The following is a 25,392-nucleotide window of genomic DNA, read 5'->3' on the forward strand; positions in this document are numbered from 1 at the left end:
GCTACCCGGAGTTACCGGATACGTTATGGTTTCCAGATTGCCTTCACTGTCGTAACTCATGCCCTCGGTGTAGCTCACACTTTGGATTTGAGTGGTGGTTGAGGTTAAGCGACCAAACTGACCGGCTGCGTAAGCGTATTGACGACTGAAACCCGTCATGCTTTCGCGATGCAATTTACCCAGGCCCATATTGCCATTGGCGGTATTATCATACTCCCATGTGGTTGTGCCTTCAGGTTCATAGCGATGGGTCATACGCCCCAAGAGATCATAGGCAAACTGCACGCTTTGACTCGCCGCCCACATTTTCGGGCTGATTTCTTTTACTCTTTGCCCCAAAGCGTTGTATTTGTAACTGTAAACGCCGTGGCTTGGATCGTCTTGCTGCGTCATACGCCCCAAACGGTCGTATTGATACAACACCGAAAACTGTTTGCTTAAACCCACCGCGCTACGAACGCGAGTACGCTGGCCGGCCGCGTTGTAACTGAAGTCGGTTTTTGTACCCGCCTTGTCAACAGACTCAATCAACCAACCATTGGCATTGGTTTTTGCCACTTGACGTCGATTGGCATTGTCTTTCACACCCGCTTCAAAGCCATCGTAATCAAACGTGGTATCGGAAACATTATCGGCGGCATCGACCGAACTGATTCGGTGATAGGCGTCATATTGCGTGGTATTCCATACCCGAGGGCCACCATCGAAGTATGGCTCGGAGACCCTATACGGGCGGCCATGGGCATCGTATTGGGTATCTTGATTCACGTAGCGACCGTCGAAACTTTGAGTTCGGACGCGCACTGGACGACCGAGCATGTCGTAGAAGGTTCGTACCGTAGGTTTTCCGGCGGGCACAACCTCCGTGTAATATTTCGCCCCGTTGTTTTGGCCTGTAGAGTCAAGACGCAATGAGTGTTGAACTGTATTGTTACCAGGTAAGGTGCTGGTTTTCAGCACCCCTGAACTGTCGTAGCTGTTAGTCACCGTTAAACCATTGGGATCGACCTGCTGAATCAGTTGTCCAGACTTCTTCCATTGATAGGTGGTTTGGTGGCCCAAAGCATTTTGTGTTGAAGACGGCAACAAGCCCAAACTGCCATAAGCTGTTGTGCTAGCGCGCGCTGTAATACCTGGCCCAGAAATTTCGGATTTAGTCGGTCGACCTTTGTTGTTGTACTCGAACCGCTGTGTTAATTCGAGGGGCGCTCCAGCATTGGGCTCTTGATAACGGTGATGGACTAATCCATTAGCATAGTAGTCAAAACTCGTAGTCCTGGTGAGCGCAGTATCATAGGCACCACTTTGACCAAACTGTACTTTCTCCTGATCCAGCTGAGCCAAACGCCAAGTGCTGGCATTAACGGTAAAGTTGCGCTGTTTTTGTGTATTGAACGTTACGCCGGTTTCATGATCATTGAGTTCGGTGGTTGACTGAGTCACATTACCGTAGGTATCAAAAGTATTATTAATAATACGCGTACTGAGCAAACGCCCATCTTCTGGATCGTATTTCTGGCTCGTTGAGCTACTCACATAGGGAAAGACCGGACCACTGCCGATGGTGCCTTGGGTCGCATAGGTATACTGAGTACGAGATAACCTGCGTGTACTCGCAATATGCTGTTTTTCAATCTCAATAGGACGACCAATAGTTGGGAAGGTTTGGGAATAGCTCGTCTTTGTCGCAATACCCGTTTGAGAGTTACTCACAGTTATTTGCTCAAACCCCAAATCACCACGACCATCGATACTTAACTTGCGCCCTTGATAGTTGTAAGTTTTGGTCCACTCACCGCCAATCCCATTGGGTTGTTTTAGGGTGTGCACCACAGTTCGACCACCGGTTACATCTTTTACCGGCAATGCCGCCCCACTGCTCGCTATATGAACACTACTATTGGCAATCGAATCGTAGGTAAACTGTGAATAGGCACCTAAGCCATTGGTAATTTTGCTGACTTTATTCGCATCAACTGTGGAATTGATTTGCAGAAGCATTTTACCTTTTTCTGCAAATTGTGCGGTCGGATAGCTGGACTGGTATGCGTTATGACAAATACTCGCCAAAGAAATAACGCTGTCGAGCTTTCCGTCATTATTAAAATCTAAAAACTCACGGTGGAATTTGTGTCCTTGACTGTTGAACCCACTCGGAAGCCCACTCAACATATTAAACGATCCACTGGCATAGGGCTCCGAAGGCGGAGCGTGCGCCGACACAGATCCACTGGCTACATAACTACTGGAAGAAAGGTTGATTACACTGTTCCCGCCATGAACATGAATAGGGCCATTAACGGTGAATGTTGACGTATCCAAAAAGCCGTCACCATTCATATCGGGAATAAATCCTGAGCTAGAACTGCTAAAGAAGCCGTCATAAGTTTCAAAACCGATACCGTTGTTGTGCCTCACGAACCAACCGAGCTGTCCATTCACATTCGTATACAGCAATCGATCAGGAAGTCCATCACGGTTAACATCCATGAATCGCGCTCGACCCGCGCCGGGGCTCACGGGATAGCTCGTGTTGTTGTTATTAGCCCACATTTCCCCAGTTAACTGAGTGCTGTCATTGATGAAAAACTTATGATCGACACCAATCAAATCAACAAGACCATCATTATTGACGTCTGTCCAAGAGGTACCGGAATCAGCAGCCCCGGCCACACCCGAAGCCCATTTCACTTCAGTAGAAAACTCTGTTCCTGTATTTAAACTTACATATACATCCACCCAATAGTAAGTCACCGTATTTGAACCGTACGGTTTACTGGTCGAGTATGTAAACATTGTGACGAGATCAGCACGCCCATCATTGTTCATATCGCGCAAACTGTAGTCAATGTCATGCGCAGCTTGCGTATATGACTGACTTTGCCAGCTTGTTACAGTTCGATCGATGGGGGCCAAACCCCAGTGTTGGGTGCTGAACGCCGTTCCGGTGGATAGGGAAACTTCAATTTTGCCTGATACACCTTTGTCAATATTAACAATATCAGTTTTACCATCATTGTTAATATCACCAAAGACCAACTTTTCAACATCGTTAGCCGCATCGCTGGGCCAAGTTTCAATCGCATTGCGACTACTTACCCACAGCTTCGTGTTGAGAACTGAAGCCGCATTAAAGCTAAACGAGCTTTGGGGCTCAAGAAACAGATAGTCCAAACGGCCATCGCCATCAAAGTCATGCCACCGTGGATATTTTTGCATCACTTTTGGGCAATAATTTGGACCTGTCGGCTTAAAAGGCTCGTAGGGTACATCCAGTGTCTGGGAACTTGCGGCCAATATACTTTTACCAGCCCATTCCACATTTAATCGTGAAGGGCAACCACTCTCACCACACTTCTGGATTGTTTTTAACTGAGGAATAGTTTGAATAGTTGCAGCATCATACTCAAACTCGTAATAGGAGATTCTCCGAAAATCTACATGACTCTTTATACTGGTAATAAAACGAGGCGCCGCCATTTTGTAGAAACCGCCTTGGTAGTTTCTCTGCGCTCGCCCACCGAAGGTGAACTCTATTGTTTGTCGGCTACTGACTACACCATTGTGTCCAAATGCAATTTGTCGAACTTGAAAACCACTACTGATGGACTCGTACATATATTTGTACATGTTCCCCAAGCGATCTTCTACGGTGCTCAACGCCCAAGTCACCACGTTATTCTGATCGAACGTCAAATACTTCGCCGTTTCAGTACCGTAATGCTTCACCAAACCGGATTTGGTTTCAACTTTAAATGATGCCGGGCCACTGCCTTTTTGACCTATCGAGGTGATGCGAGCAAAGCGATCATTCTCAGTACGATATTCGGTTCCGTTTGCGCCGTAGGCACCTTGTACCGCAATCAGACGCTGACCATTTAAACAAAAGCGATCGTTACTGTCATAACGAACTGACCCAACCTGCCCATCATGCAACTTGGTCATAGGGCAACGTTCTATAGTGTCTTCGAGCCCACGTATTGTCCACCCACGCCCCAGAAGGCCATCGTTAGAATTACTGTTGTAATAAATACTCAGATTGGGGCGCAAGGCGCCTATATGCTCAGGAATTTCAAGGGGAACCTCGTAAACTGCAGCTCCCAAGTGGTCAACCCGAGCTTGTCCAGGCAGTTCACCACGATACACACCACCAAGGTTTGATTCCAAGGTGATGCTAGGAAGACTTAAACCGGGAGGTGTCGCTGTTTGAGCCGCTTGGATACTGGCGGAAAAGAAAAAACAGCTGAAAAGTAGTGAAAGTGCAGACGCACTTAGGGAATGCAGGGCACGAGAGACCATGATCTATCCTTGAAATACTGCGTTACCAACAAAGCTCATCCTACTGACGAGCCAACTAAGAGTGGTTATTATTCATGCTGTGGCATAAAAAACAACCCCAAAGCTAATGGAATTGAATGTTGAGCAAAGTAGATAATTCTAGAACACCTTGGTTAAGGGGTGAGCAGCACCTCCAGCAGAGTGAGCAGGCCCAAATGGAATGGATGTGCAGAAGGTGGAGGAATGGGTGTGCAATATCACCGGTTTAAACAGCCTACTTCATTCCTGCGCAAGTAGATAGCCACCAAGTGGATATATTCAGAGAGCACATTGAATGGACTGGGTAAAAGGCACTCGCCGGTGGCGATTGGCAGATACATCCTTGAAAACCAGAATCCCCTTAAATCATTAACTCAAAATCCCGAAGTCGAGAAACAGTTTGGGGGAGCTTCTGTTTAAGCAGTTTGTCTAAATAGTCACTGGCTGATAGAGGTGGATTCTTTAGTCCGCCTCTATGCCTCCGAGCAGCCTCAATCACAGCCCCAACATTAAGGTCCATCAGGCTTGAAATGAAATCGTCGGGGTGAATCGCTTCAATGTCGTATTGAGCAATAGCTTCTTCAGGAAAGTCTTTGAGATTGAATGTGATAATTGCCTCTGCACGAGTTTTTATTGCGGCAGCAACCACATGCCTGTCATCGGGGTCAGGAAGATGTATGGCATCTATTAGAGGCTCAAAGCCCGTAACAATTGACCCAGGCACATGGCTATTCATTAAATCTCGCGTCTTTTGAAGATACGCTGGATCAATGTCGGGTCGATTAGCTAACAAGTTACGAACCCATTCATCATGGATCATGTCTGTCCATCTGGCCCGAAATTCACCGGACAAAGCCAGGTACATCAGAAAGGAGCGCAAGGGCGCTGGGTACATCAAGTTTGCGTCAAAAACTACCGTATAGTTTGAACTCATTCGTACCCGGCTCCAACAGCCTGATCCAAGGCGCTCAATTCGGACAGAGCGTTTAAGCGATCGTTTTCAAGTTGATGCTTATAAAGCTGCACATCGGTGTAGCGAACCTTGCGACGATTGCCAGTTTTTGTGAAGGGAATCGTCCCGTCATCCAGCATTTTCACAAAGGTTGGCCGCGATATGTTTAATAGATCGGCACCTTCCTGTGTGGTCAGTTCAGCATGGATGGGCACCAGTTTGACAGTATTGCCCTCCCCCAGCTCTGTCAGCACATTAACCAACAGCTTGAGCGCAGATACCGGCATGTTGATGGCATGAGCAACGCCGTCTGCATCGGTAATGGACAATTGTTGGGTGGTCATCTTGGTTTCAATATACCCCGATAGCTCTTGGCTGGAGTGCTTAGCTAAGGCGGCTTCTTCGGCGGAAGGCAGTTGTTTGGTTAGGGTTTCCATGGCCCCGCATCCTCTATATCGGATTAGTTTAACGACTTTCCATCATTATATTCGCAATATCCGAAAGGGTCAATATTCGCAATATTCGAAAACTGACGCCACTAGCTGATCTATTGACGATTTCCGACAGGTTCAGTAATTACGCATGCTTCATTGAATCGAAGAGTAGAAGGGACAATAAGAAAGAAAAAGGCGTGATACAGAGAATTTCTACATGATCGAAAGGCAGTACTATCCTGCTCCCCAGCTCACTGACGGAGCCCCAGCCCTTGCTAAGAAAGACTTAAAGCACACAGCAATGGTTGTAGAAAACTCAGGGAGAACACCTGAGCGTGACACAGCATTAATCCTACTCAAAGAAACTTAAGGAATTCAAGAGCAAGGTTGCTTGGCGAGGATTTCACTATGTTTAGCAACAACACCGTTAAGGATATGACAAGCCAGATCATGATGCGGCCAGAAATTATCAAACTAAGCTTGGTAATCTCATCCCGCGGCCCCCTGATGGCAACCCATTGACAGAGCAAATAAATAAAGACTAAGAGAGATGCATTGACAGAGATTGCGATCCACATGGTTTTCCCCCGATTAAATAAGACCTAACCGGAAGACCTGTTTTTAGTTTAGCCGAGAGCAGTTAAGGCCTCCCAAACAATTTTAAATTTTCTTTGGCAATCTACGGTTAAATCCTCCAAATATTGACGGAGGTTGCCGGTGATCACTACGTACGTTTGACCACTTAGGGGGCGCTATGTGTTTGATTTAGAGTATCAAAATATCGTAATTCTCTTCCAGAATATGACCGTCTTCGGCTTCTGCGTAGCGTTTGATGACTTTGTTGGAAAAGATGCGGCTAAGGCGCGAGTGGTTTTCAGCTCTCCGGCGACGGTAGCCGGGGACACCTTTTGGACAGGCCGCAGTGTGGTAGAAGGCCAATGTTTGGACGCCCGGATGCATAATTTGTGTGAAAATGACGAAATGGCGTGTATTTTAGATTAAAGTTGAAAAGTTGCGCGTTATTTGTGGAAAATAGAAAACAAAACTTGTTTTAACTCAATCAGTTAGACATATAGGAAATGGGGGTTTTGTGTGGGCGTCCAGTATTGGGCTTGGCCCCACAGCTTATAAAAATTTGATCTATAACTGTGGCGCTAAAAACAACATAAGGAATGCAATTCGACATGATGTATCAACACAAGACCACCGATTTATACCAATCATTTACTCTGGACGAGCTAAAAGCGATCTTGGGCATATCCTCCCGCACAGCCAGCCGCTACCGCAGCGGAAAGTCAAAACCCCCAATTGGTTTTACCCGACTGCTTGCCGCCATCCGCAGCGGCCGCATAATGCCTGAGCAATGGCCAACCAATATTCATTTTCGTGACAAACACCTGATTACCGGAACGCACAGAGGCCAACTTAACTGGGCTCAGCTCCAGCACTATGAATGGGCCTTGGCCCAATGGAAAAACGCGTTGCGCCTGCTTGATCGGCAACGAGAGGAACTCGACAGAATCAAGCCTGCGCTATCACCAGCTCAACAACTGTCTATAGCGATGATTTCACGACCCGTAACAGCCTTAGCAGCCAATGACAGACCCGAATCCCACCAACTCCGCGAAAAGCTTACCAGTCGCCAACATGGCTGCTAAACGCGGGCACAAAAAAGGGGGCTCAGCCCCCTACTTTAAAACTTTGATGCCAGCCTTGCCTCTACGGCCAGCAATCGCCGATCTAACTTGTAGATGGCCAGCAAAAGAAGATAAGGGCCAACGTCGCCGCCCGTTTCCAATAACTGCAGTAATTCACTCATTCACTAATTCAGCCAATCATAAATGGAAGTGCCCAGGTTCCAATCTGGGTTACCCGATACATAGGCGCCCAAGTTGTTAACACCGGAGTAAAAAATATTCTGGTCATTAATCGGGTTGATCGATTGCCCAACATCGGTAGCAACCTCGCTGGCTTTCTTCGACAGATAGACCACTGCGACCAGGCCGACCACACCAATACCGATTAATTGCTTGTCAGTGAAGGCGCTCATGCCATTGAAATCCCCTGGAGTATCAACGCGTCGGAATACGGCTGAATATTGTTGTTTTCGTGTTTGATGATGGCTTTCATCAACTCAGGCAGCATTGATTCCGGCAGATGCTCAAACGCTGACACACCAAGCTCACCAGCCACATGTGAGATATAAGCGTCTGTATCGTTTTCAAATTCACCGGCCTCATTAAACGGTGGCGCCCAACGCGAAATAATCCCGGCCACATCGTTTAAGCCGTGTATGGCGCGGTAATTATTCAGAACCCGAGCCATCGCACGAAGCCCCCACTCTGGCGCAATAAACTGAATAAATGCGTCATCGGTTTGAGTGTCGCTCATTCCCTGCCAGTTATCACCGTGACGGATATTGCCGGGGTTATGGTTTCGAATACCCCGAGCCATTGAGTCATTGCCCACGGTGCCCGTGCCCGTTGAAGCAGGCGCGGCCGCCCCGCTGTTGTTTTTTCGATTTTGAATCATGACCACCACACCGACGATTAAAGAAAGTAATGCAATATTATTCTGCGACGCCATCGTGAGGAGCCCCCATGATTTCAACCGCACGTTCTACAGAAAGCTTTGCCTCAGGATCAGCAGAAACCGCCATTAACATATCGCGGTAAGTAGGCTCGTTAAAATCAATATGGTTTGAGGCGTCGAGTAACTCACGAATAAAAACGTATTGCTTCACTGTACTGCGGCGCACACGATTAACCACATCAATGCCAACGGCCTTAATAAAATCTACCTTGTTATAGGAAAGGTATTCTTTCATTTCAGGCGCAACGATATCCGCAGGCTCGCCGCCTATAATTCGTTTGTTAGCCATCCAGCAAAACTCCCTCTACATAGATTGATGTATTCAAAACGTAGCCGCTATTAGCATAGCCTCTATGCTGAATTTTAAGGCCATTAACAACCACGTCAGGCTTAATCAAAATTCCCGTGTAGTCATAACTAAGTGAAGCACCACCACCGCCACTAGTAGAAAGTGTTCCCAGGTTATTACCTTCGCCATCTTCCAAAGTGAAAATAGATTGATGAGTTGTCGCGGCGTAGGCAGTCATTCGCAAATCAGTAAGTTTTACCAAACCGATAATTTCACCCTTTAAGCGGGTGATGTTGCCGCCCTCGCCCTGAAAGTTTTGAGCTATTTTTGTATCAGGCGTCAGGATTAAATTACTGCTTCTCGCTGCTCTTGATACGATCATTTCAACGACTCCATGCAATAAATTTTCCCTGCATCTTTAGGCCAGAACCACATTGCCGCTGTGTTATCGATGCTGGCAACATCGCCCTTGTAATACGGAATTCCAACGCCGTCAGCCACTGCATTACTTGGCCACAAAAAACCATCAGTATCCGCACAGAATACGCCACCCACACGATCAATATTTGCCGGAACACCCTCAAGGGCCGTATCGGCGACACAATCAATAATTAGCGGGTTATACGAAGAGCCACCCGCATTAACGACCGACAAAATACCATTAACGTCAATGTCACCCGTTAAGCGCGAATCCTTCACACCGAAATAACTGATTTCAAGTGTGATTTCTTGTTCGATCTCGCTTTTAATATGAAGATTTTTAAACGGACGCGAACCAGCAATATACTCGCCCAGGTCATCTTGCTTGATAACCGGCTCACTCAGATTATATTCAACGCCGACAACCGCTTCCGCAGTCTCGCCATTATCCGCTCGAATGCTAACAGCACCCTTACCCTTAAGCAGGCGAACATAGGCACCGATTTCAGGAAACGTTACCGCTTCACCCGCGCCAAATTTATGAATTATCTGGGACATGTCAACTCCGATATGCCACAGCGGCCGCGCCGACCATCAAGGTCATTGCAATCCACTTGATAAATGATTCAGTTACCAGGGCGGTTTCCGATTGCTCGCCCTTAATGACGCCATCAATAGCCGCTTGAACCGCGACGTTCGAGTTATCGGAAATTTCTTTTACCAGACTCATACTGGATAAATTAATTTCTTCAACAGCAGCCAGGGCTTTATCCTGTGAGCGCTCAACAGCCAAAAAACTTGTGCTTGTAATCGCCTCTACCGATTGCGCCGCGCCCCGATAGGCACTGTCAACTGAGACCAAAGCATTTTCATTGATCTCTGCATTGATCCGTGCCATTTCCTCATTGCTTGCAATCAAATTTTCTACAGCTGTAATCTGATTAGCCGAAGTTTCCTTGAACAAATCCGCATTGATTGCAAAGAGGTCGCTTGCTGTATCGAGAACACCCAGGCTTAAGTCGTTCACATTCCTGGCGTAATCGTCATAGAGATCAACACCAGCCAACGCAATGTTTTCCATTCCGCTGATAGCATCGCCCGCAAGATCAAACGCCAAACCCACCGTTTCATAATCGGTGATGGTGTTATTGATCGTTACCGAGTTGCCCGAACTCTTTTTATGAAATTCGACACCGGAAATACTGGCACCAGCAGACCCGCCACTGGCCTGGTTGCCACTGGTGCTTGATGTTGAAGTCTGGTTTGTTTCGCTGGCACCAGAACCAAAAAAACCGCCACCCAAAAAGCCCATTACTTCTTACCTTTTGTTGCGACATAGACCAGGACAACAAAGCCCACGGTCATCATCAACATTTGATTATTGCTTTGCTCGGGAGACTGACCAAAACTTACTGGCCCACTACTCCCACCATAGAACGGCCCACCGCTGGTGGTTGTGGTTGGCCCACCACCGCCAGCAATTTGACCGAAGGATGCAAACAGTTCGCCCATGAGTTACCCCAGCTTGCCAGATGCCACCAAGACCAACCCAATACCAGCCAAGATCAAAACGCCGTTATTAATTTTCATGCCCGCAATGGTGGTTGAACCATTAAGGCCAGTCGGTACAGCACCGGTTTGAATCGGAATGTTTTTGGTGTCGTTACCCGTTGGGTTGTACTGGGTGTTTTGCGGATGGTTTGCCACCATCTTAGGGTCGCCCATGGTTTCGCTAACTTTGTAGCTCTGGTACGCACCCAACAGCCAATCCACAGTACTGGATATACCACTAGGGATAAAACCGGCATCGCTCGCACTGGCAGCCGCGTAATAGTCCTGTGTACCCTGACTCAGATTGTTGTAAAAGTTAGGGTCTAAATACCCGTTGTTACTTTCCATCTTTTACACCTCAGAATAAAAAGCCGATCAGTGACCGGCTCTTTAGCGAAACACTTAGATGCCGTTTAGCGCATCAATGTATTCCACATAGTTGTTGATTGTCCCCGCCGCTTGCTGTTTTGCGTAGATTCGCAAATCCTGCAATTGATCGGTTTTCAAGTTGGCAATAATCTTGCCCTGCAGGTTGAAATCAACATGCACAAACTTGGCAGACACAGGGGTGCGAGCGTGCACCGCTTGCTCCTGGGTGGTTTCCAACAACTCTTTTGAGGCGTCAATCAGCTTGCCCGTACCCAGGCCTGCGTTTACGTCCACCTCAATCTCAGAAATGGCAGGATTATCCAAGTGCATTGCCTGAATACGCGGGCCTTTGTCAATTTTCGTCAGCTCAACGCGGCCACTGCCCAAGTTCGCACTGGAAAATTCCTTAATCTTAGTCATCAGACCCAAGGGCTCACCTTTACGACGCATTGCGTAAGCGGTAATTGCTGGCTCAGGGTCACCGGCATCAAGATTGTTTTTCCAGTTAACGGTTACCTGGGAAAGACCCAAGGTTCCGAGGCTGGTCATCATGCGCTCTTCTTCGGTGGCCATTTCAGGACGATAAAACCAAAGCGTTAAATAACTCACTTTGTTTTTACGACTGTAGTACACGTTCAAGTCGTGAATAATGCCCGCATGAGGTACGTCCCAAATCGGGTTTGTACCCACTTTGACTTTGAATTGCTCCATTTGCTCTGGAGTAATGTTTTCCAGTTTCAATTGGATAAAGTCGTAGGTCATGCCGACTGGCAAATCCAAAATGCAGCGACCATTCCGCACATTGTTGTTAGTGATTGTTCCTAGTGGTTCTAATCCGCGCATTACAGAGCCCGCCCATCTACAAAGTTTTTGAATTCGCGGGAAACACTGGAACCAAGACCAATAAGCAGAATGGTCACTCCAACGGTTGCCCAATTAACGTTTTTCACGGTGATTTCTCCCGTTAAATTTTCTTCTTCGCGTGACGCCTCACGGCGTTACATACAGTTCAGGTTTACAAGTAGTCTTTAAGACCAGGAACCTTTTTGCCCACGGCTACAGCAACAACAGCGATAGCAGCGGTTTTCAAAATGGTTTTCATGCTCATAAGTCCCCCAGGGATTTGTTTGTTGAGTTCGCTTTCAATGCCCCCACTGTAGGCGCACTCCCCAGAAACAAGGCAAGCCCTCCCCTATAGGGGAATTTGGGCTTGATTGATGGTGAATTTGGGTTTATTGCCGGAGAACGTGAGCTGGCCCAGGTCATACGTTGAGCTGTTATCGTCGATCGTTACGAAATCAAATTTGCCGTTATCCTGATCGGCCTTAAGCCCTTTAATCAGGTCTAAAGGCAAGCCCGTCATTCGCATCATGTAGTCGCGATCACTTGGTAACTTGAGCGCACACAGGTGAACGATGGACGCATTACCCACTGAGGTTTTATCGCTTTCGGCTGGCCGCTGAGTGATGGCAAAAATGTCCGGCCCGTACTTCAAACCACGACGCAATAAAATCCCGTACCACTCTGGGGCTTTGCTTGGGTTTGTTACGTCTGCGGTTTCTTCCAGCACCACACCGGATTTAACGCCCTGCTCACCACACTTGCGGATAAACCAGAAAGCACGCTTGCAGAAGCCGTTAAAATCGCCCAGTGACCCCGTGTAGCCAATGACCGCCTTTTTGCCCGCACAAAGTTCAATGTACTTTGTGAGTTCGGGAAGCGAACGCGCCCTATGGGTAACCTGGGAATACTGTTCCTCAACATCCCAAATCAACAGACACGGAATATCCTTGATGAGGTCTAGGGCTTTCTGGGTTTTCCCCGAGCGAGATCGGCCAATCAGGGCGTACAACTTGCCCGATTTAATCTGCGGCACCGTCATCGGCTCCCCCTTCTTCTCCCTGGGTTTCTTTCAAGCGGCGCGGCAATCTCACCCTTGGGCCAACAACCGCTAAGGTGGTGATAAGCGCACCCACCCAAGGCCCCGTTTCCCCAACGCCCCCAGGCCAAGTCTCAGCACAGGCCGTTGCATAAGCATCCGCCAGCGCTTCAATTTCCGCCTCCTGAATCCCCCAGGCCGGACATAGAATCCCTGGCATAGGTGTTAAGACTGTTTTGATCAGACCGAAGTACTCAGACTTGGCGCTCAGCTCCTGGGCTTGTTGTTGCTCCCCAGCTACTATCTCGCTTTGCGGTGGTGCCACCTCAAGTGCCGAATCCTCGTTTTTGATTTCCTGGAGCTCCAACTCCAATGAATCTGTTGGGGTATCCATCAAAACACCTCCCGATCTAGCCAACCCATCAACGTACCTTCATCACCTCCCCCAACTGCTGCCTTGGGGGGCGGGTGCTTAATGACCTTCTCTGGCTCCTGGGGAGCCGCTGGGATTTTCTGGGGAATGTCGGCTGGGGTTTCTGGGGAATCTACCGGCGCGGGCTCAGGGGCAGCCTCTGGGGATGCGCCTTTAAATTCACCATGCTCCAATAGAAAATCTTGACCAGCTTTGCTGTTTAAAAATACCGGCCCCGTAGGGGTGGCCATGTAGAGTGGATAAGTTTTCCCAGGCTTCTGGGATTTCTTAACGGTGATTTTGTCTCCCCACAGCTTTGATAGTGCGGATGAAGACAGGGTGGCGACATCGCCACCCGGGTTGGTGTTTGCCATTTCGGCTACTCCTGGCGTCTCACGACGAGCAGATTAAAAAAATTTATTGGTCGCTTATCAGCTGATCAATTTCCTTCTGGTTTTGTAGAAGCTCCTCCCCCCGCTTCATCATCGCTGGGAACATCACAGCCGCCCCCATCTTTCGAACATCGGCCATGAACTTCTCCATTACCTTCGTTTGCTGGTGGATTTTCTCTATTTCCACGAGCTGCATTATTCTTTGCCCCTTCATTGATACCCTCTCTCACCTGCAGGGCGATACACCCTACCCCAACCCCGTGCGATACAGACGCTACCGGATTGATCTGACGTAATGCTGCCCGGGTTTCAGCATCATTGCAGTATTGCAACGCTACTGGCGCCAAAGAGCAGCCCCCTAAACTGGCCGCAATGGCCAGACAAATTAATTTATTCTTCACTTCAAAGCCCTTTTGTATTGCCACTGATACCAATTTGTAACTGAGCTGACTTTCCACACACGCCAATACTCCGATCGACTATCCACGGCGAATGCATATATTCAGCATAACCAATAGCCTGATTGATCGAGCACTCGTAAACGACATTCCTTTCAATCCAAATCCGAATGACTACAGAGTCGAGAGCATCAGATTCACACCGCTCAACAAATCGTGACAGCTCGCTCTTGAAGAAAGATAGACCTATAAACCAGTTGAATATTGCTTGCTTCATTTTTCTAACTAGCATCACGAATATGCTGTTCTAGCAGGCACAATTCATGAACAACAAACTCCGAAATATCAGCCAAATCATCAAGCCGAAGATCACGACAACCAGCAACGGCTTCCATCCAAAGCTGTCTCATTTCGTTTACCTCACCCAGGCTGAAATTTTTTGACTCAGCCAACTTGATCAAAGAGCCCTTAAGGTCTCCATGCTTTAAATTCAATTCACGAACCATCAACCTTCTCCAGTACAGTTATTGACACAAGTCCAAGGCAACTCGCTAACGCGAGTTGGAATGCCACCCTACCCGCAAAACCCAAACAACCCATGCAGATAAAGCCAGCGAAAAGAAAATATCATTAAGTAAATCCATAACCACCGCCCGGCCCACGGAGAAAATCGAGCTGCTCGTCGCTCAGCTCTTCTTCCGTTTTTTCAAAAGTTTCTAGCAGTGATTCCACCGCCGCGCCCACGCGATCAATTGACCAGCGATAAAAGCGAGACAGGATAAATTTCCCGGTTTTCATGCACTCAAGGCCAAACACGCACCCCTTCGAATCCTCGCCGTACCGGTTTACCGGACAATCTAAAAACTCCCCGGTTTCCTCATTGGTTTCTAACCAACGTGCAGCCCTTAATGGAACGTTTGCACGCTCCCCCATTGGACCACCCATCAACATACAAAAAGCCGCCCAATCTGAATCATCAGAGGCGGCTTTTCGGATTTCTTCTATAGCTTCATCCTCATGTGGATCAATTCGACGTAGCTCCCGCCAAACCGTGACACTAGGTCCCCCGATTTGCTGGAACTGGCGAATGCCCCAACAGGAGGCCCACGCGCATATCCTCTCAGCACTATCCGCAGCAGGTTTGCCCAGCAGGTCTTCGGCAATGTGCGTACCGTCAATGTTTTTAGCAATATATTTGGCGATGTAACCCGCTGCACTTCCACGGGACTTATCAATATCAACCACTTTGGTACGATACTTTTTTGCTCCGGCCTCGTCGGCAAATTCGCGTAACCAGTAAGCGCGAATGATTGCTTTAAAATCGTCGAGCAATTCCGGCTCAAGGAAAAACAATCCGTGCCAATGAGGTGTACCGTCATGATGAGGCTCGACAACACGAAAACCGTAGACACGAATACCCTCACGGCTGAGCTTCGCCCGAGCCAGCTCCCAAGTTTTGGTTTGCCAAGCATGGGCCTCCCTTGGCGTAGCGCCGTTATAGTTTTGATTTTTGACAACGCGAACACAGCGGCCGCTTGAGCCAAAAATTTGTTTAGTTGGATGATATGCCGAAGGGCAACTAGTAGTGATGAAAACGCCAACATGACCAAGCTCGTCAGCCACTTCCTCGAAGCCTCGCATTCTCACCATCAATTCATTTCTACGAATCTCAGGGTTACTGTTCGATAAATCGGAAAGCTCGGCCAACGTGTAAACGTCAGCTTCGTTATTCGTGGCTTCCATTGATTCTAAAATTGCTCGGTTTCTTGCAACTTGAACGCGACGAAACCTTACGGCTTCATTACTGCAATAGACTTGTGCTTTTTGATGAACCAAACGCAGACTTCTAGCCAATTGATCCTTTTTTCTCGCTTGCAGAACCCGAGCCTGTCGACGCCACCAAGCCGCCGATTTGGTTCTGGCAATTGCGCCCTCAAGACCGAACATACAGAACTGAGGAAATGTTAAGCCGTAGGAATGAACAAGCTCACGAATCATAAATCCCGGCAGAGGTGAAGTATCAGCAAGGCGAGAACATTCTTTTGATTTACTCTCAGCCCAGTTTTTAATTGACTCATCGTCCCAAGACAAATTCAGGTCTAAAACTTTGAGCTTTTCATCGGTCAAACGAAGCGCGTTATTCGCCGCAACATAGGCAGCATTTTTTCTTACATCATGGGAAATTGCATGGCGCGGACCTTGCCCACCACCAAGCAAATTTGAACGTTTATAGCCCGCCGCCTCGAAATAAGCATTGCGACCTACACCATGTTTGATTTCAGACAGAAAGCGCTCAGAGTCGCGCATGTTCCATTTAATCTGACCTTCAAACTTTTTTTGCTCACCTTGCCAGTCGAGTTTCATACTTCGCCCCGCTTTTTACCGGCAAGGTAGTCTTTCATTATGGCAACGCATCGTTCGGCACTCAGCCCCTTGTAAGCGCCGTAATACATCAAGCCAACAACCAAAACCAATTCAATTGTTTCTTTGGGAATTTTGGCGGTAGCAGGCCTAGGGATTTCAGACACTGGGAGCGAATCGCCCCTTAATTCATTCAGCTCTGCAACAAGCTCATGATTTCGACACAGGTACTGTTCTCGCTGTTCACGAGCAATATATAATTCCTCGCTCATTTCCTCACGAGCTTTGGCATTCAATTTCCAGAGAAAAAAACAGGCAATGCCCATTACGATATAGGTTGAAAAAACCAGAAAAGCGACGCCAAGCAAAATGTATGAATCGCTCATTGCACCACCTCGCACTTTGGAGCCGGAGCCGAAAGTTCATGCGCCACCGCTCGCCATTCTTTCGCCCAGTACTGATAGATATCAGACATTGCACGGCAATCGCTTTGCATAAAGCGTAGAGATAATTTTAGACAACGGCTAATTTCACCCACCGCATATTCATGTGCCTGCTTCTCATCATTGCCAACGCTCGACATGGCAATGACGATAAAGTCTATTTTGAAATCACCCTCTTTAAACTCAATACTCATGCCGCCACCTCGTATCGCAATTGCTCGATACGATCCAGCAAGCCATGAATCGGCAAGCCCTGACCTTGACAGAATCTCAGCAGCTCATTTTCATTTTTAAAATGCACATCCAAGCTATCACCAAATTCGACACCAACAACGATTCTGCTTTTATCACCCTTTAAAAATAAAAATGGCTCGCACTTTTTGGTATCAACTCTTACAGATATAAACTTCACGCCCATATCGCTACTTAGAATGCTCAACCTTCCATCACTTAGATTAATCATGCTGCACCCCTCTTATCTTCTTCACCAGCGATAAAGCCCGACTTCATATGCTCAACAGCAAACGGCACACAACATGCCTCAAAAGCCTCTTTGGTTTGCGCGTAGATCAGACGGAAAAGTTTCTCGTGAGACTCGTATGGCAGCGCCTCGTATCGGTCGCAGTAAGCCTGCAAACTTTCCTTTTTGAATTCATTGGGCCAACGCATTACCGCATCGCGCAAATAGAGCTTTTTTAGATCAACGCTCATTGAAAGCCACATTTCTTTGCGACCGTCGATGCTGGAATTGGCATGTAATCGCGGAAGGAGTTGACGCGCGAGAGCGTCAGTTTTTTGGATTATGGTCGAGTCTGCCCGTGACAGTAGTTTTTGAGCAGACTGAAAAAACATGTAACAAAGTTCCATGGCTTTACGTCCTATTCAGTGAGTGTTATCGGCTGACGTTCGATAACACCCCCTCCCCTGAGAACCACGCCCTGCGATTAGGGGAGGCGGCGACTGAACTGTCAGCGAGGACAATACTAGTCACCACCCGGTTATGCTACAACCCCCTGGTGACTATATGGATTTGCTTAAAAACGGAATTTAGGGCATTTTTAGAAGGAATTGATCTATGAACTGCGCCCACCTAATGATCACCACACTATCTATTGTTGAACGCCTAAAAGACTGGAAAGGCTGGAGCTACTATCGCACCGCCAAAGAGCTGGAAGTCAGCCAAACCACCATGACCAACTGGCGAAAACATGGCCGCACGATGAGCGATGACACCGCTATCAAAGCCGCAGAGCTACTGGGTTTAGACCCAGCCTTTATCATTGCGAATATTCACGCAGAACGCGCGCAAAGTGAGTTTGAGAAACGCCAACTTGAGAGGTTGGTTGAAATGGCAGCGGCCGCTGTTGGGCCTGAAAAATCGACACTTCCAGCGGGTTCGCCGGTTATAAAGAAGTAATACGGCCTGCTCGAGCAAAAACGCCAATTTGGCTATCCCCCCCATTTCGCTACAAGCCCCGCCCTGCAAGGGCTACAGCCATTTACCCATAATTGCCGTTATATACATTATGCGCGCTTTTTGCGTTTTCCCGATACAACCTTCCAAAAAGATCAATAATCATACTGAAATCAGCTATTTACGGTCGTTTAAGGCTGAATTTTCTCCCGTGGGAGACTTTGTACCGGTGATAGGTGATACTAAACCGGTACCGCCCGATCGCCCCAGCCTCTGGCTGACGCCAAAGGGCTGAGAGGAACAGGCGAAATGCTTCACTTATTGTCCGCTGGCGGACAAGCCTGCCTTTCATATCACAAATTTAGAATTCGAACCTGTGGGGATCAAAGCAAAGTGTCAGCCCGGCTGACAAGCTAAAAAACGATAATTTAACCAGGTTAGGTAAAAATCTAGATTAAATAACAATCAGGTTTTCTCCGCTGGCGGACAAAAACATTAGATTGAAAATACACACATAACAAAGCAAGGAGCCTATAAAAGTGAGCAGTGTGATTGTATCGATCAGCAATGCGCTAGATCTTGTCAAACGACTAAACGCTATAAGTAAGAATATTGGAGATGCAGAATTTAGCAACGCACTAGCTGATCTAAACATGGAGCTAGCAAAATCAAAGATCGAGCTAGCAAGCGTAATTGAGGAAAATGCAGGCTTAAAAACAAAAATTACAAAGTTAAAAAAGAAAATTAATAAAATCAAAAAAACGAGTGAAAAAGAAAACTTAACATTTAAAGGGTATGCATATTTTACAGAAGATGATGATGGCCCCTTTTGTTCAAATTGCGTCGAAACTAAAAATATGAAAGTTAGGCTTAAAGAGGCCGCTCAGGGATTTAAAGTGTTTGGTGAAAAATGCTGCCCATCCTGCGATCAATACTATAACGAAGTCAAAGTGTAAAAGGACGACATATGACAAGGCACACCTATGACGGATCTACGAAACAATATAACAGCATAGTATGCGAAGCATTTGACCCCGAAAGACAAGCTGAATCAATGGATGATTTAAAAAGCTTTCAAACAGTACTTTGCCAGCATTTCCCTCAACAAAAACATGAAAATGGAACAAGAGAAGCCAACAGAACCGACAGGGAACATTTTGAGCGGTGGAAATGTGCCCATCAACACATACAAGATTTAATAACATCTAGGGAAAACCGATGCAGGCATACGGTACTGGTTTGTTTATCCTTCCTATCACCAATAGTTTTAACTGTTGGAATATTATGTAGAGTATTTCTAAACGCATAAATTCGCATAACAGAGTTTATGTGTAAATTCGCAAATGACGGAATATTATACTGCCATTTGCGAATTCAGCAGAGCGTGCCCACGGGTAACATAAACTCTATGTCTACATTATGCGCACTTTGTGAGGTCAGCGGCAAAAAGAGGGATGTGGATCATCGACTTTGAAGCCAGTGGCCTATCTAAACAGAGCTATCCCATAGAGGTTGGCCTCATGAATGTATCAGATGAGTACCAAGCTTAACCCTTCTGGTACCGAGTTCAAATTGTTGGAAGTGATGAGTCTACCTGCAGCCTATACCAAAGGTGCAGATGCAATGAAGCGCTCCAAAAGTCACTACCAACGAAAAACAATCAGCTTCGATATTGAGAGCTTTGACAAAGTTGTTCGGCAAATTGAAGTCTTAGATAAATCTGGCGCAGACGTAAACCCAGAAAATTTCTACCCACCAGTTAAACAGCATAAAGGGAAATCACGGGATCTCCCCATGGTTGATCAGAATCTACGTGGCGCTCTGGTTCATTATTTAAACATGCGACTCGGTAAAGAGGAGAAGCTAAAACCCTCCTCCCCTCTTTTTATTACTCAGAAAGGCGGTCCCTACTCTCCCAATACACTGCAAGAGCACATGGATTTGATGCTTCGTGACTGGGCTGGCATTGAGAAAGCCCGTTCGCGCAGTGGCCGACGTTCGCTAATTACGAATGTTATTCACAAGCAGAAGAAATCAGTCAAAATAGCCCAAAAAATTGCAGGGCATGTCAACCCTTCAACCACTTTGATCTATGAAGAGCCTCCTGAGGAAGTTTTGGAGGATGCTCTGAAGAGCATTAAATAGTCGTTTTTCGGCCATAAGCGGACATTAGTTAAGTAAACTGTCCCACGAATACGGAATACGCATGTTGCACCGCCACTAGCTTCTCCTTAGTTTTATCTTAGCAGCCTGAATCACATCCTCATCAAATAACGACGACCAAGGACTCTCAAGAACAACTGACTCGACACTCAGGTCAAGACGCCCCTCCAATGCTAGCTTAGTGAAACCCTCAGATACTTTTGGATCCAAAACTAATTGAGATACCGCTCGAATTGCCCCATGCTCCTCAAGCATCCGGATAAAATATGTAGGCGTATAGTTAAGCTCTTCTTTACAACGAACAACTAGCTCTTCAAGATACGAATTTAAGTCCGACTCTGTAACCTGTGGTTCCTCATACCAACTTCTTGGAACAAGCGCATCCTCACCACGCCATTTTTTATCCCGAATGGCTTGTTGATACCAAGGCTCATCTATATCTGCGTGATCAGTTATGATCACTTGAAGTTCGGGAGACATTTCTTCGACAATTTTAAAAATCCATTCGAACAACTTTTTAACAGCAATTCTGTCTTCATCCTTGTCAATTTCCGAAAGATCACCGGACTCAGATTTATCAGCGGGAAAGTAGACCTGGGAAGGCTGATCAAAGAAAATAAAGCGTCCAACTGGACGAGCGCGTTCTATAAACCACTTTGCCAATGCGAGGTACGTAACAACATGATAACCCATCCAGTTTTCACCACTTCCCATTTTATCAAGCGTGACACGCCCATCCGGGGTATCAGCAACAACGGTTAATTTTGAAGCATCTAAACGGATTCGATGATTGCTGTATCCAAGACCAAGCTCCTGCGACCAAACGGTCATGTCTTCTGAAATACAATTAAGCTGAGCCTCCAGCTTTTCTCTTAGAGCTTCCGGATCGAGTTTTTCTGAAAGGACCGACATCTCCTCTTCTAACAATGCCAACTGCGCTTCTAAATTTTCGTTGTCATCGGCCCAATCTACACTTTCTAAGTACAAGCTGCATTTCCCAGCCAACTTGGCTCTCAGAGTGTTCAAGTCATCACGCTGCTCATCGTCGCTTTCTTGCGATCTAATCTTACCGATAGATTGTTTAATGAGTTTAAGCTGATTATTAAGCTCGCTCTGCTCCTGTAACAACTGATTGACATAGCCACTAATACGAGGCTTGGTACGCCCAACACCCTGCAACTTTCCTGAAAGATCTGCTAACGATGACTTAATTATTTCCTGGAATTTTGAAGTCCCTTCATGCTGACTCTCACATACAGGACAGACGTCGGGCACAGCTTCAAACTTCTTAAATAACCCAACTGACTGGAGCCTGTAAACCTGATCGTTTACAGCCTGTTCAAAGCCAGATTCCGAGGAGGTATAGTCTTGGGCTTCCCTGAGCCTTAACTTCAACGCCCGTTTTTGGCTCTGGAGCCGTCGATTCTCTGCCTCCAAGGCAATAAGTGGATCCTGCTCATCGCTCACATCAGCATCGAATGACGGCGACCAACGCGAAATCAGCTCAAGCTGGTCCAATAAAACCTCATCTTTCGGAATCAGATTCTCCGAGATGTACAACCCCAGCTCTGCCGCCTCTGATAACAGTGAATAGCCTTTTTGAAGTCCATCCCCCTTTAAAGATTCAATTTCCTTTATTTGCTTTACTAGACGCATCCGATCTTGTTTTAACGATCGCAACCTTTCCATTTCGGAGAGTCTGTCGTCTTCGGCGGCACCTATAAAATATGGCAAGGTATCCTTTATATTCTGCGGGACTCTATCCCTTGCCTGTTGATGAAAGAGGATTTCATTATTGGCAATCTCAGTCTGACTTTGGAATAGATAATATCTGGAATGGCGAAACCCGATGGTAACCGGATGCCGGGTTTGTCCTTCCGGAACTTCCGTAACATGCTCTGGAACACCAACCTTTTGGGTTAAAAATGACACAACACTATCAATATTGGTGGAACTCGTTAATTCCGATTTGCTCGGCAAGGAAATTTCTTTTTCAACGAGCATATAGCAGGCTGAAGTTGCTTTTAAGCCAGGCATTGGGGCTGCCCGCGCTATGAATACCTGGCAGTCAGGGAATTGCAATAAAATGGCATACCAATCTACAGTCTGTCGAATATGGCCAGCCGCCACCATGCACTCACTGGCACCCAAACAGTATTCCACAATGTGGATTAGCGAGGTTTTTCCTCGCTGCGAAGCTCCTGTAATGATATTTACTGAACCAGGCTTAAACGTAACATCTCGTCGCTGACCATTTTTTCCATACAATGAAACAGCTAATATCTGCATAGTCACGGCATTACTCCCAAATGCGTATAGATCCCCTCAGCTGAGGGAGATTGGCCAAACCATCGACCTAAAAATCCAGCACTTAAAAATGCCTTCTTAAATGCTTCGTTCTTATTAACCATCGCTGGTAATTTTGGCATAGCTTCGTTATTAATCAGAAAGAAGCCATTTTCCGATAAGGAAATAGCTTTCTGTTCAAGTAGAAATACCATTGCCATGTTAACCACATCAATATATGCACTAACTGAATTAGCAAATCCAACTAAGTACCCTTCACAGTCCGAAGCCCAACCAGCGAGTGGCGTCGATACAGAGGCAGGCAATACAGAGGAGTAGCGACCACATAATGCAAGCGGTGCAATTAAATAAAGAAGCGAACAATGAAGTCCTTGCTGGTTTTTTTCTGAACATTCCCGAATCGCCTGATACAAGACGACCCCAACGTAGGCGGGGTTATAAAGATTGGCCTCTTCTTTGGAGAGTTCTGACTCAATGATCATTAGGCAACACCCTCGTTGCTCGCATCACCTAACTGCTCAAATTCAGGATGCCATCCAATTTTTAGATCATCTGACAACATGTGATAGGAGCCTTTGGAAAGATACTCTTCTACGAAATCAGGCCGAATAGGAACAACACCTTGCTGCTGGCAGTACTGATACAGCTTCGCTGAATACGCCCTCTTGGCTTCCTCGGTATCAAGTGATTCCTGCATTTCCATAAACGCCTGTTGCTCATACCACTTCTCAAACAGTTTTCTGTCAAAACCACTGATTTCACCCGGGTTCAACAAACCGTCTCCAGCCCACTTATTTCTTTGCTCAAACGCTCTGTAGTAATTTGTTATTGCCAATTCGATTAATTTTTTAGGGGCATTAAACAAACGCATTTGTTTAACAAATATCCGCATGTCATTATCTACGTCCATCGCATTTGGCAACGCATCAACATATTCAGCAGGCAGGTTTGTGAGAGCATATTCCGGTCGTATATTTTCAATTAATTCTTGTAAAACGCCTAAATTGATGACACCTGATGGGGTCTTACTCAGAGCTTCCACAACCCACTTGAACCAACTTCCTTCAATTCGGTCGAGGAATGCATCAACTGCCAGAACAGGTACAGACTGCCTGGCGATTGGCTTCATATTTTCTCTGATTTTTAATAGGTCATCTGACTTTCCAACAACATAGATTGCACTCAACAAATTATTCCTTTCTGCAATACTCAAACTCTTAAAGGCTTCATAGCCTTTGTCATTTGTCAGATTTAACTCTTCACAGATCCCAGACATAATTCGCTGCGCTTCATCTATATCTCTTTTTGGGCCAACCCCCAACAAACTTGCCAGCGAGCCCTCCGCAACAGCTTGTGTCGTAACTAATGATAGAATTATATTCCCGAGTGATATCTCTCCAGATTTAATCGACTCTACCCAAATCCTAATGGTTTTCCATATATCAGGGCTTCTATCAGTGAGGTTACCTTCCTTACCATGGAACTTAGTCTGCAAAAGCTCTTCCGGAGAACCATCACTATCGAATGCGATGTCGTCCAACTTCTCGATAGAGACATTAAACTGATCTGGATCAGCCAAATCCGAGAGCTTTTTTAATGACAAATACAGAGCAAATCTAATTTGATAGATATAACCTAACATCGAAGCTGATGCGTCGAATTGCGAAGTATTAGACATGCTTTTTTCCTTGTAATTTGTAACTTCTGAATTCAGGGGCCAGTTACTTAATTAGTGTCTGCTTTGGCTCGAAAACGGTCCATCAATGAAAATCCACTCCGTCCAAAAAATGTGCCCCGTCGACAGTCAGCACATTGGTGTAAATCTCGGTACTGTCCACCGATTTGTGCTCCAACAGCTGACTCACGTATTTCAATGGTCGTCCATGTAACAGCAAATGGATGGCAAACGAATGACGAAAGGTATGTGCACTGATTGTAAAAGGCGCCTCCTCTACTCGCTCTACCAAGGCATGAATATACCGATTCATCATCTGTCGGAATTTCGGAAAAATCCGCTCGGTCTTTTTGAAGTCTCCCGAGTAGAGGTAACTCTTGATGCGGTCTTCCAGAGCCTGATCGGTGATAGGGATGTAACGTTTCGGGGAAGGCTGCAGGGCCTTTTTCGCGAGCCGACCGGGCCGCTGCTTCAGCGTTTTGGGGATCACCCCAAAGTCATAGCCGTCATCGACAATGGGCGTCGGTTTAAACACCAGCACCTCAGAAACTCGGGGACCGGTGGTCCACATCAGGTCCAGAATCAAACGAAAGGTCGGGTGTTTTTCGGCGTCGAGCAAGCGCAGGATTTCGGGCTTGAGCAGGTACACCGGCATGGTATCGACGGTGTCCAGAATGATGGGCCGTTTGGCTACTAAGCGGTCCCAGTCGATCTGCACAGACTGGATCGGAAAAGCGATCGAGGGCTCTTTCACCGGGTGAAAGAGTCGGCCTGGGCGAGTCGAGGATAATCTTTTGCTACTGGCTGTTATATGTACCATTTCGTCCTTGAACCGAGGTGCAAAACAAGCCCTATTATAGGCAGGGCTTTTCCATATGGGCAACACTGTTTCCCATATAAGATCAGGGACTTATCTTTTATCTAAAAGAACGCTCCAAAATTAGTGCAACGGGTGCATTATTGCCGTTTTGTCGGTAAAGAGAGAATCCGTGTACTGAGTTTACTATCCGGTCTATCCAATGGT

General features: G+C 46.7%; 32 protein-coding genes. 5 read left to right on the forward strand and 27 right to left on the reverse strand.

Annotated elements, in window-relative coordinates; all coding sequences use genetic code 11:
* The 3 genes from ABWW03_RS09820 to ABWW03_RS09830 form a co-directional block, all read right to left on the reverse strand.
* On the reverse strand, positions 1 to 4,299 hold a 4,299-nt coding region (locus ABWW03_RS09820), incomplete at its 3' end, for a SpvB/TcaC N-terminal domain-containing protein (protein ID WP_353407983.1).
* 379 nt (positions 4,300 to 4,678) lie between these two features.
* Complete coding sequence (locus tag ABWW03_RS09825; RefSeq protein WP_353407985.1) at positions 4,679 to 5,251, reverse strand: PIN domain-containing protein; 573 nt, start codon at positions 5,249 to 5,251, stop codon at positions 4,679 to 4,681.
* Positions 5,248 to 5,706, reverse strand: a complete 459-nt coding sequence (locus ABWW03_RS09830) for a helix-turn-helix domain-containing protein (protein ID WP_353407986.1) — start codon at positions 5,704 to 5,706, stop codon at positions 5,248 to 5,250. The genes ABWW03_RS09825 and ABWW03_RS09830 overlap by 4 nt, the downstream gene beginning before the upstream one ends.
* A gap of 753 nt (positions 5,707 to 6,459) precedes the next feature.
* Here ABWW03_RS09830 and ABWW03_RS09835 point away from each other — a divergent pair.
* Positions 6,460 to 6,705: a hypothetical protein gene (locus tag ABWW03_RS09835; RefSeq protein ID WP_353408428.1), complete on the forward strand. Its 246-nt coding sequence runs from the start codon at positions 6,460 to 6,462 to the stop codon at positions 6,703 to 6,705.
* Positions 6,706 to 6,887: 182 nt separating this feature from the next.
* Positions 6,888 to 7,361: a hypothetical protein gene (locus ABWW03_RS09840; protein WP_353407988.1), complete on the forward strand. Its 474-nt coding sequence runs from the start codon at positions 6,888 to 6,890 to the stop codon at positions 7,359 to 7,361.
* Positions 7,362 to 7,396: 35 nt separating this feature from the next.
* Here the strand turns inward: ABWW03_RS09840 and ABWW03_RS09845 are convergent, their stop codons facing one another.
* The 20 genes from ABWW03_RS09845 to ABWW03_RS09940 form a co-directional block, all read right to left on the reverse strand.
* Positions 7,397 to 7,522: a hypothetical protein gene (locus tag ABWW03_RS09845; protein ID WP_353407989.1), complete on the reverse strand. Its 126-nt coding sequence runs from the start codon at positions 7,520 to 7,522 to the stop codon at positions 7,397 to 7,399.
* A 3-nt stretch (positions 7,523 to 7,525) separates the two neighbouring features.
* A complete protein-coding gene (locus ABWW03_RS09850) occupies positions 7,526 to 7,753 on the reverse strand; it encodes a hypothetical protein (RefSeq protein ID WP_353407990.1) in 228 nt (75 codons plus the stop codon).
* A complete protein-coding gene (locus ABWW03_RS09855; protein ID WP_353407991.1) occupies positions 7,750 to 8,235 on the reverse strand; it encodes a structural protein in 486 nt (161 codons plus the stop codon). Before ABWW03_RS09855 ends, ABWW03_RS09850 begins: the two co-directional genes overlap by 4 nt.
* A 37-nt stretch (positions 8,236 to 8,272) precedes the next feature.
* Positions 8,273 to 8,584 carry a hypothetical protein gene (locus tag ABWW03_RS09860; RefSeq protein ID WP_353407993.1) on the reverse strand — a complete coding sequence of 104 codons (312 nt, stop codon included), beginning with the start codon at positions 8,582 to 8,584 and terminating at the stop codon, positions 8,273 to 8,275.
* Positions 8,577 to 8,966 (reverse strand): hypothetical protein, encoded by a 390-nt coding sequence (locus tag ABWW03_RS09865; RefSeq protein WP_353407994.1) that lies wholly within the window; start codon positions 8,964 to 8,966, stop codon positions 8,577 to 8,579. The genes ABWW03_RS09860 and ABWW03_RS09865 overlap by 8 nt, the downstream gene beginning before the upstream one ends.
* Complete coding sequence (locus tag ABWW03_RS09870) at positions 8,963 to 9,562, reverse strand: hypothetical protein (protein ID WP_353407996.1); 600 nt, start codon at positions 9,560 to 9,562, stop codon at positions 8,963 to 8,965. Before ABWW03_RS09870 ends, ABWW03_RS09865 begins: the two co-directional genes overlap by 4 nt.
* A 1-nt stretch (position 9,563) precedes the next feature.
* Positions 9,564 to 10,316, reverse strand: a complete 753-nt coding sequence (locus tag ABWW03_RS09875; protein ID WP_353407998.1) for a hypothetical protein — start codon at positions 10,314 to 10,316, stop codon at positions 9,564 to 9,566.
* A complete protein-coding gene (locus ABWW03_RS09880; RefSeq protein ID WP_353408000.1) occupies positions 10,316 to 10,516 on the reverse strand; it encodes a hypothetical protein in 201 nt (66 codons plus the stop codon). The genes ABWW03_RS09875 and ABWW03_RS09880 overlap by 1 nt, the downstream gene beginning before the upstream one ends.
* Positions 10,517 to 10,519: 3 nt before the next feature.
* Positions 10,520 to 10,903 (reverse strand): hypothetical protein, encoded by a 384-nt coding sequence (locus tag ABWW03_RS09885; RefSeq protein ID WP_353408001.1) that lies wholly within the window; start codon positions 10,901 to 10,903, stop codon positions 10,520 to 10,522.
* Positions 10,904 to 10,957: 54 nt separating this feature from the next.
* The gene (locus ABWW03_RS09890) at positions 10,958 to 11,767 is read right to left on the reverse strand and encodes a major capsid protein P2 (protein ID WP_353408002.1); all 810 of its coding nucleotides are present in this window, start codon (positions 11,765 to 11,767) and stop codon (positions 10,958 to 10,960) included.
* A gap of 349 nt (positions 11,768 to 12,116) precedes the next feature.
* Positions 12,117 to 12,806: a hypothetical protein gene (locus tag ABWW03_RS09895; RefSeq protein ID WP_353408003.1), complete on the reverse strand. Its 690-nt coding sequence runs from the start codon at positions 12,804 to 12,806 to the stop codon at positions 12,117 to 12,119.
* On the reverse strand, positions 12,787 to 13,197 hold the full coding sequence (locus tag ABWW03_RS09900; protein WP_353408004.1) for a hypothetical protein: 411 nt from the start codon (positions 13,195 to 13,197) through the stop codon (positions 12,787 to 12,789). The genes ABWW03_RS09895 and ABWW03_RS09900 overlap by 20 nt, the downstream gene beginning before the upstream one ends.
* Complete coding sequence (locus tag ABWW03_RS09905) at positions 13,197 to 13,589, reverse strand: hypothetical protein (protein WP_353408005.1); 393 nt, start codon at positions 13,587 to 13,589, stop codon at positions 13,197 to 13,199. The genes ABWW03_RS09900 and ABWW03_RS09905 overlap by 1 nt, the downstream gene beginning before the upstream one ends.
* A gap of 65 nt (positions 13,590 to 13,654) precedes the next feature.
* Positions 13,655 to 14,065 carry a hypothetical protein gene (locus tag ABWW03_RS09910; protein WP_353408006.1) on the reverse strand — a complete coding sequence of 137 codons (411 nt, stop codon included), beginning with the start codon at positions 14,063 to 14,065 and terminating at the stop codon, positions 13,655 to 13,657.
* Between the two features lie 221 nt (positions 14,066 to 14,286).
* Positions 14,287 to 14,511, reverse strand: a complete 225-nt coding sequence (locus ABWW03_RS09915; RefSeq protein WP_353408007.1) for a hypothetical protein — start codon at positions 14,509 to 14,511, stop codon at positions 14,287 to 14,289.
* 124 nt (positions 14,512 to 14,635) lie between these two features.
* Complete coding sequence (locus ABWW03_RS09920) at positions 14,636 to 16,132, reverse strand: replication endonuclease (protein WP_353408008.1); 1,497 nt, start codon at positions 16,130 to 16,132, stop codon at positions 14,636 to 14,638.
* A 233-nt stretch (positions 16,133 to 16,365) separates the two neighbouring features.
* Positions 16,366 to 16,752, reverse strand: a complete 387-nt coding sequence (locus ABWW03_RS09925) for a hypothetical protein (protein WP_353408009.1) — start codon at positions 16,750 to 16,752, stop codon at positions 16,366 to 16,368.
* Positions 16,749 to 17,003, reverse strand: a complete 255-nt coding sequence (locus ABWW03_RS09930) for a hypothetical protein (RefSeq protein WP_353408011.1) — start codon at positions 17,001 to 17,003, stop codon at positions 16,749 to 16,751. The genes ABWW03_RS09925 and ABWW03_RS09930 overlap by 4 nt, the downstream gene beginning before the upstream one ends.
* Positions 17,000 to 17,272, reverse strand: a complete 273-nt coding sequence (locus ABWW03_RS09935) for a hypothetical protein (RefSeq protein WP_353408013.1) — start codon at positions 17,270 to 17,272, stop codon at positions 17,000 to 17,002. Before ABWW03_RS09935 ends, ABWW03_RS09930 begins: the two co-directional genes overlap by 4 nt.
* Positions 17,269 to 17,676 carry a hypothetical protein gene (locus ABWW03_RS09940; protein WP_353408014.1) on the reverse strand — a complete coding sequence of 136 codons (408 nt, stop codon included), beginning with the start codon at positions 17,674 to 17,676 and terminating at the stop codon, positions 17,269 to 17,271. Before ABWW03_RS09940 ends, ABWW03_RS09935 begins: the two co-directional genes overlap by 4 nt.
* A gap of 208 nt (positions 17,677 to 17,884) precedes the next feature.
* Here ABWW03_RS09940 and ABWW03_RS09945 point away from each other — a divergent pair, with 208 nt between their 5' ends.
* The 3 genes from ABWW03_RS09945 to ABWW03_RS09955 all read left to right on the forward strand — a co-directional run bounded on the left by ABWW03_RS09945 (position 17,885) and on the right by ABWW03_RS09955 (position 20,368).
* A complete protein-coding gene (locus ABWW03_RS09945) occupies positions 17,885 to 18,226 on the forward strand; it encodes a helix-turn-helix domain-containing protein (RefSeq protein ID WP_353408015.1) in 342 nt (113 codons plus the stop codon).
* A gap of 536 nt (positions 18,227 to 18,762) precedes the next feature.
* A complete protein-coding gene (locus ABWW03_RS09950) occupies positions 18,763 to 19,179 on the forward strand; it encodes a hypothetical protein (RefSeq protein ID WP_353408016.1) in 417 nt (138 codons plus the stop codon).
* Between the two features lie 577 nt (positions 19,180 to 19,756).
* Positions 19,757 to 20,368, forward strand: a complete 612-nt coding sequence (locus tag ABWW03_RS09955) for a site-specific integrase (RefSeq protein WP_353408018.1) — start codon at positions 19,757 to 19,759, stop codon at positions 20,366 to 20,368.
* A gap of 75 nt (positions 20,369 to 20,443) precedes the next feature.
* Here the strand turns inward: ABWW03_RS09955 and ABWW03_RS09960 are convergent, their stop codons facing one another.
* The 4 genes from ABWW03_RS09960 to ABWW03_RS09975 form a co-directional block, all read right to left on the reverse strand.
* A complete protein-coding gene (locus ABWW03_RS09960) occupies positions 20,444 to 22,675 on the reverse strand; it encodes a DUF3732 domain-containing protein (RefSeq protein ID WP_353408416.1) in 2,232 nt (743 codons plus the stop codon).
* Positions 22,676 to 22,677: 2 nt separating this feature from the next.
* The gene (locus tag ABWW03_RS09965; protein ID WP_353408019.1) at positions 22,678 to 23,175 is read right to left on the reverse strand and encodes a three component ABC system middle component; all 498 of its coding nucleotides are present in this window, start codon (positions 23,173 to 23,175) and stop codon (positions 22,678 to 22,680) included.
* Positions 23,175 to 24,371 (reverse strand): ABC-three component system protein, encoded by a 1,197-nt coding sequence (locus ABWW03_RS09970; protein ID WP_353408021.1) that lies wholly within the window; start codon positions 24,369 to 24,371, stop codon positions 23,175 to 23,177. The genes ABWW03_RS09965 and ABWW03_RS09970 overlap by 1 nt, the downstream gene beginning before the upstream one ends.
* An 82-nt stretch (positions 24,372 to 24,453) precedes the next feature.
* Entirely contained in the window at positions 24,454 to 25,188 is a 735-nt protein-coding gene (locus ABWW03_RS09975) for a tyrosine-type recombinase/integrase (RefSeq protein WP_353408023.1), read from the reverse strand.
* Positions 25,189 to 25,392 lie beyond the last annotated feature (204 nt).

The organism is Pseudoteredinibacter isoporae (genome assembly GCF_040372805.1).
Taxonomy (GTDB): domain Bacteria; phylum Pseudomonadota; class Gammaproteobacteria; order Pseudomonadales; family Cellvibrionaceae; genus Pseudoteredinibacter; species Pseudoteredinibacter isoporae_A.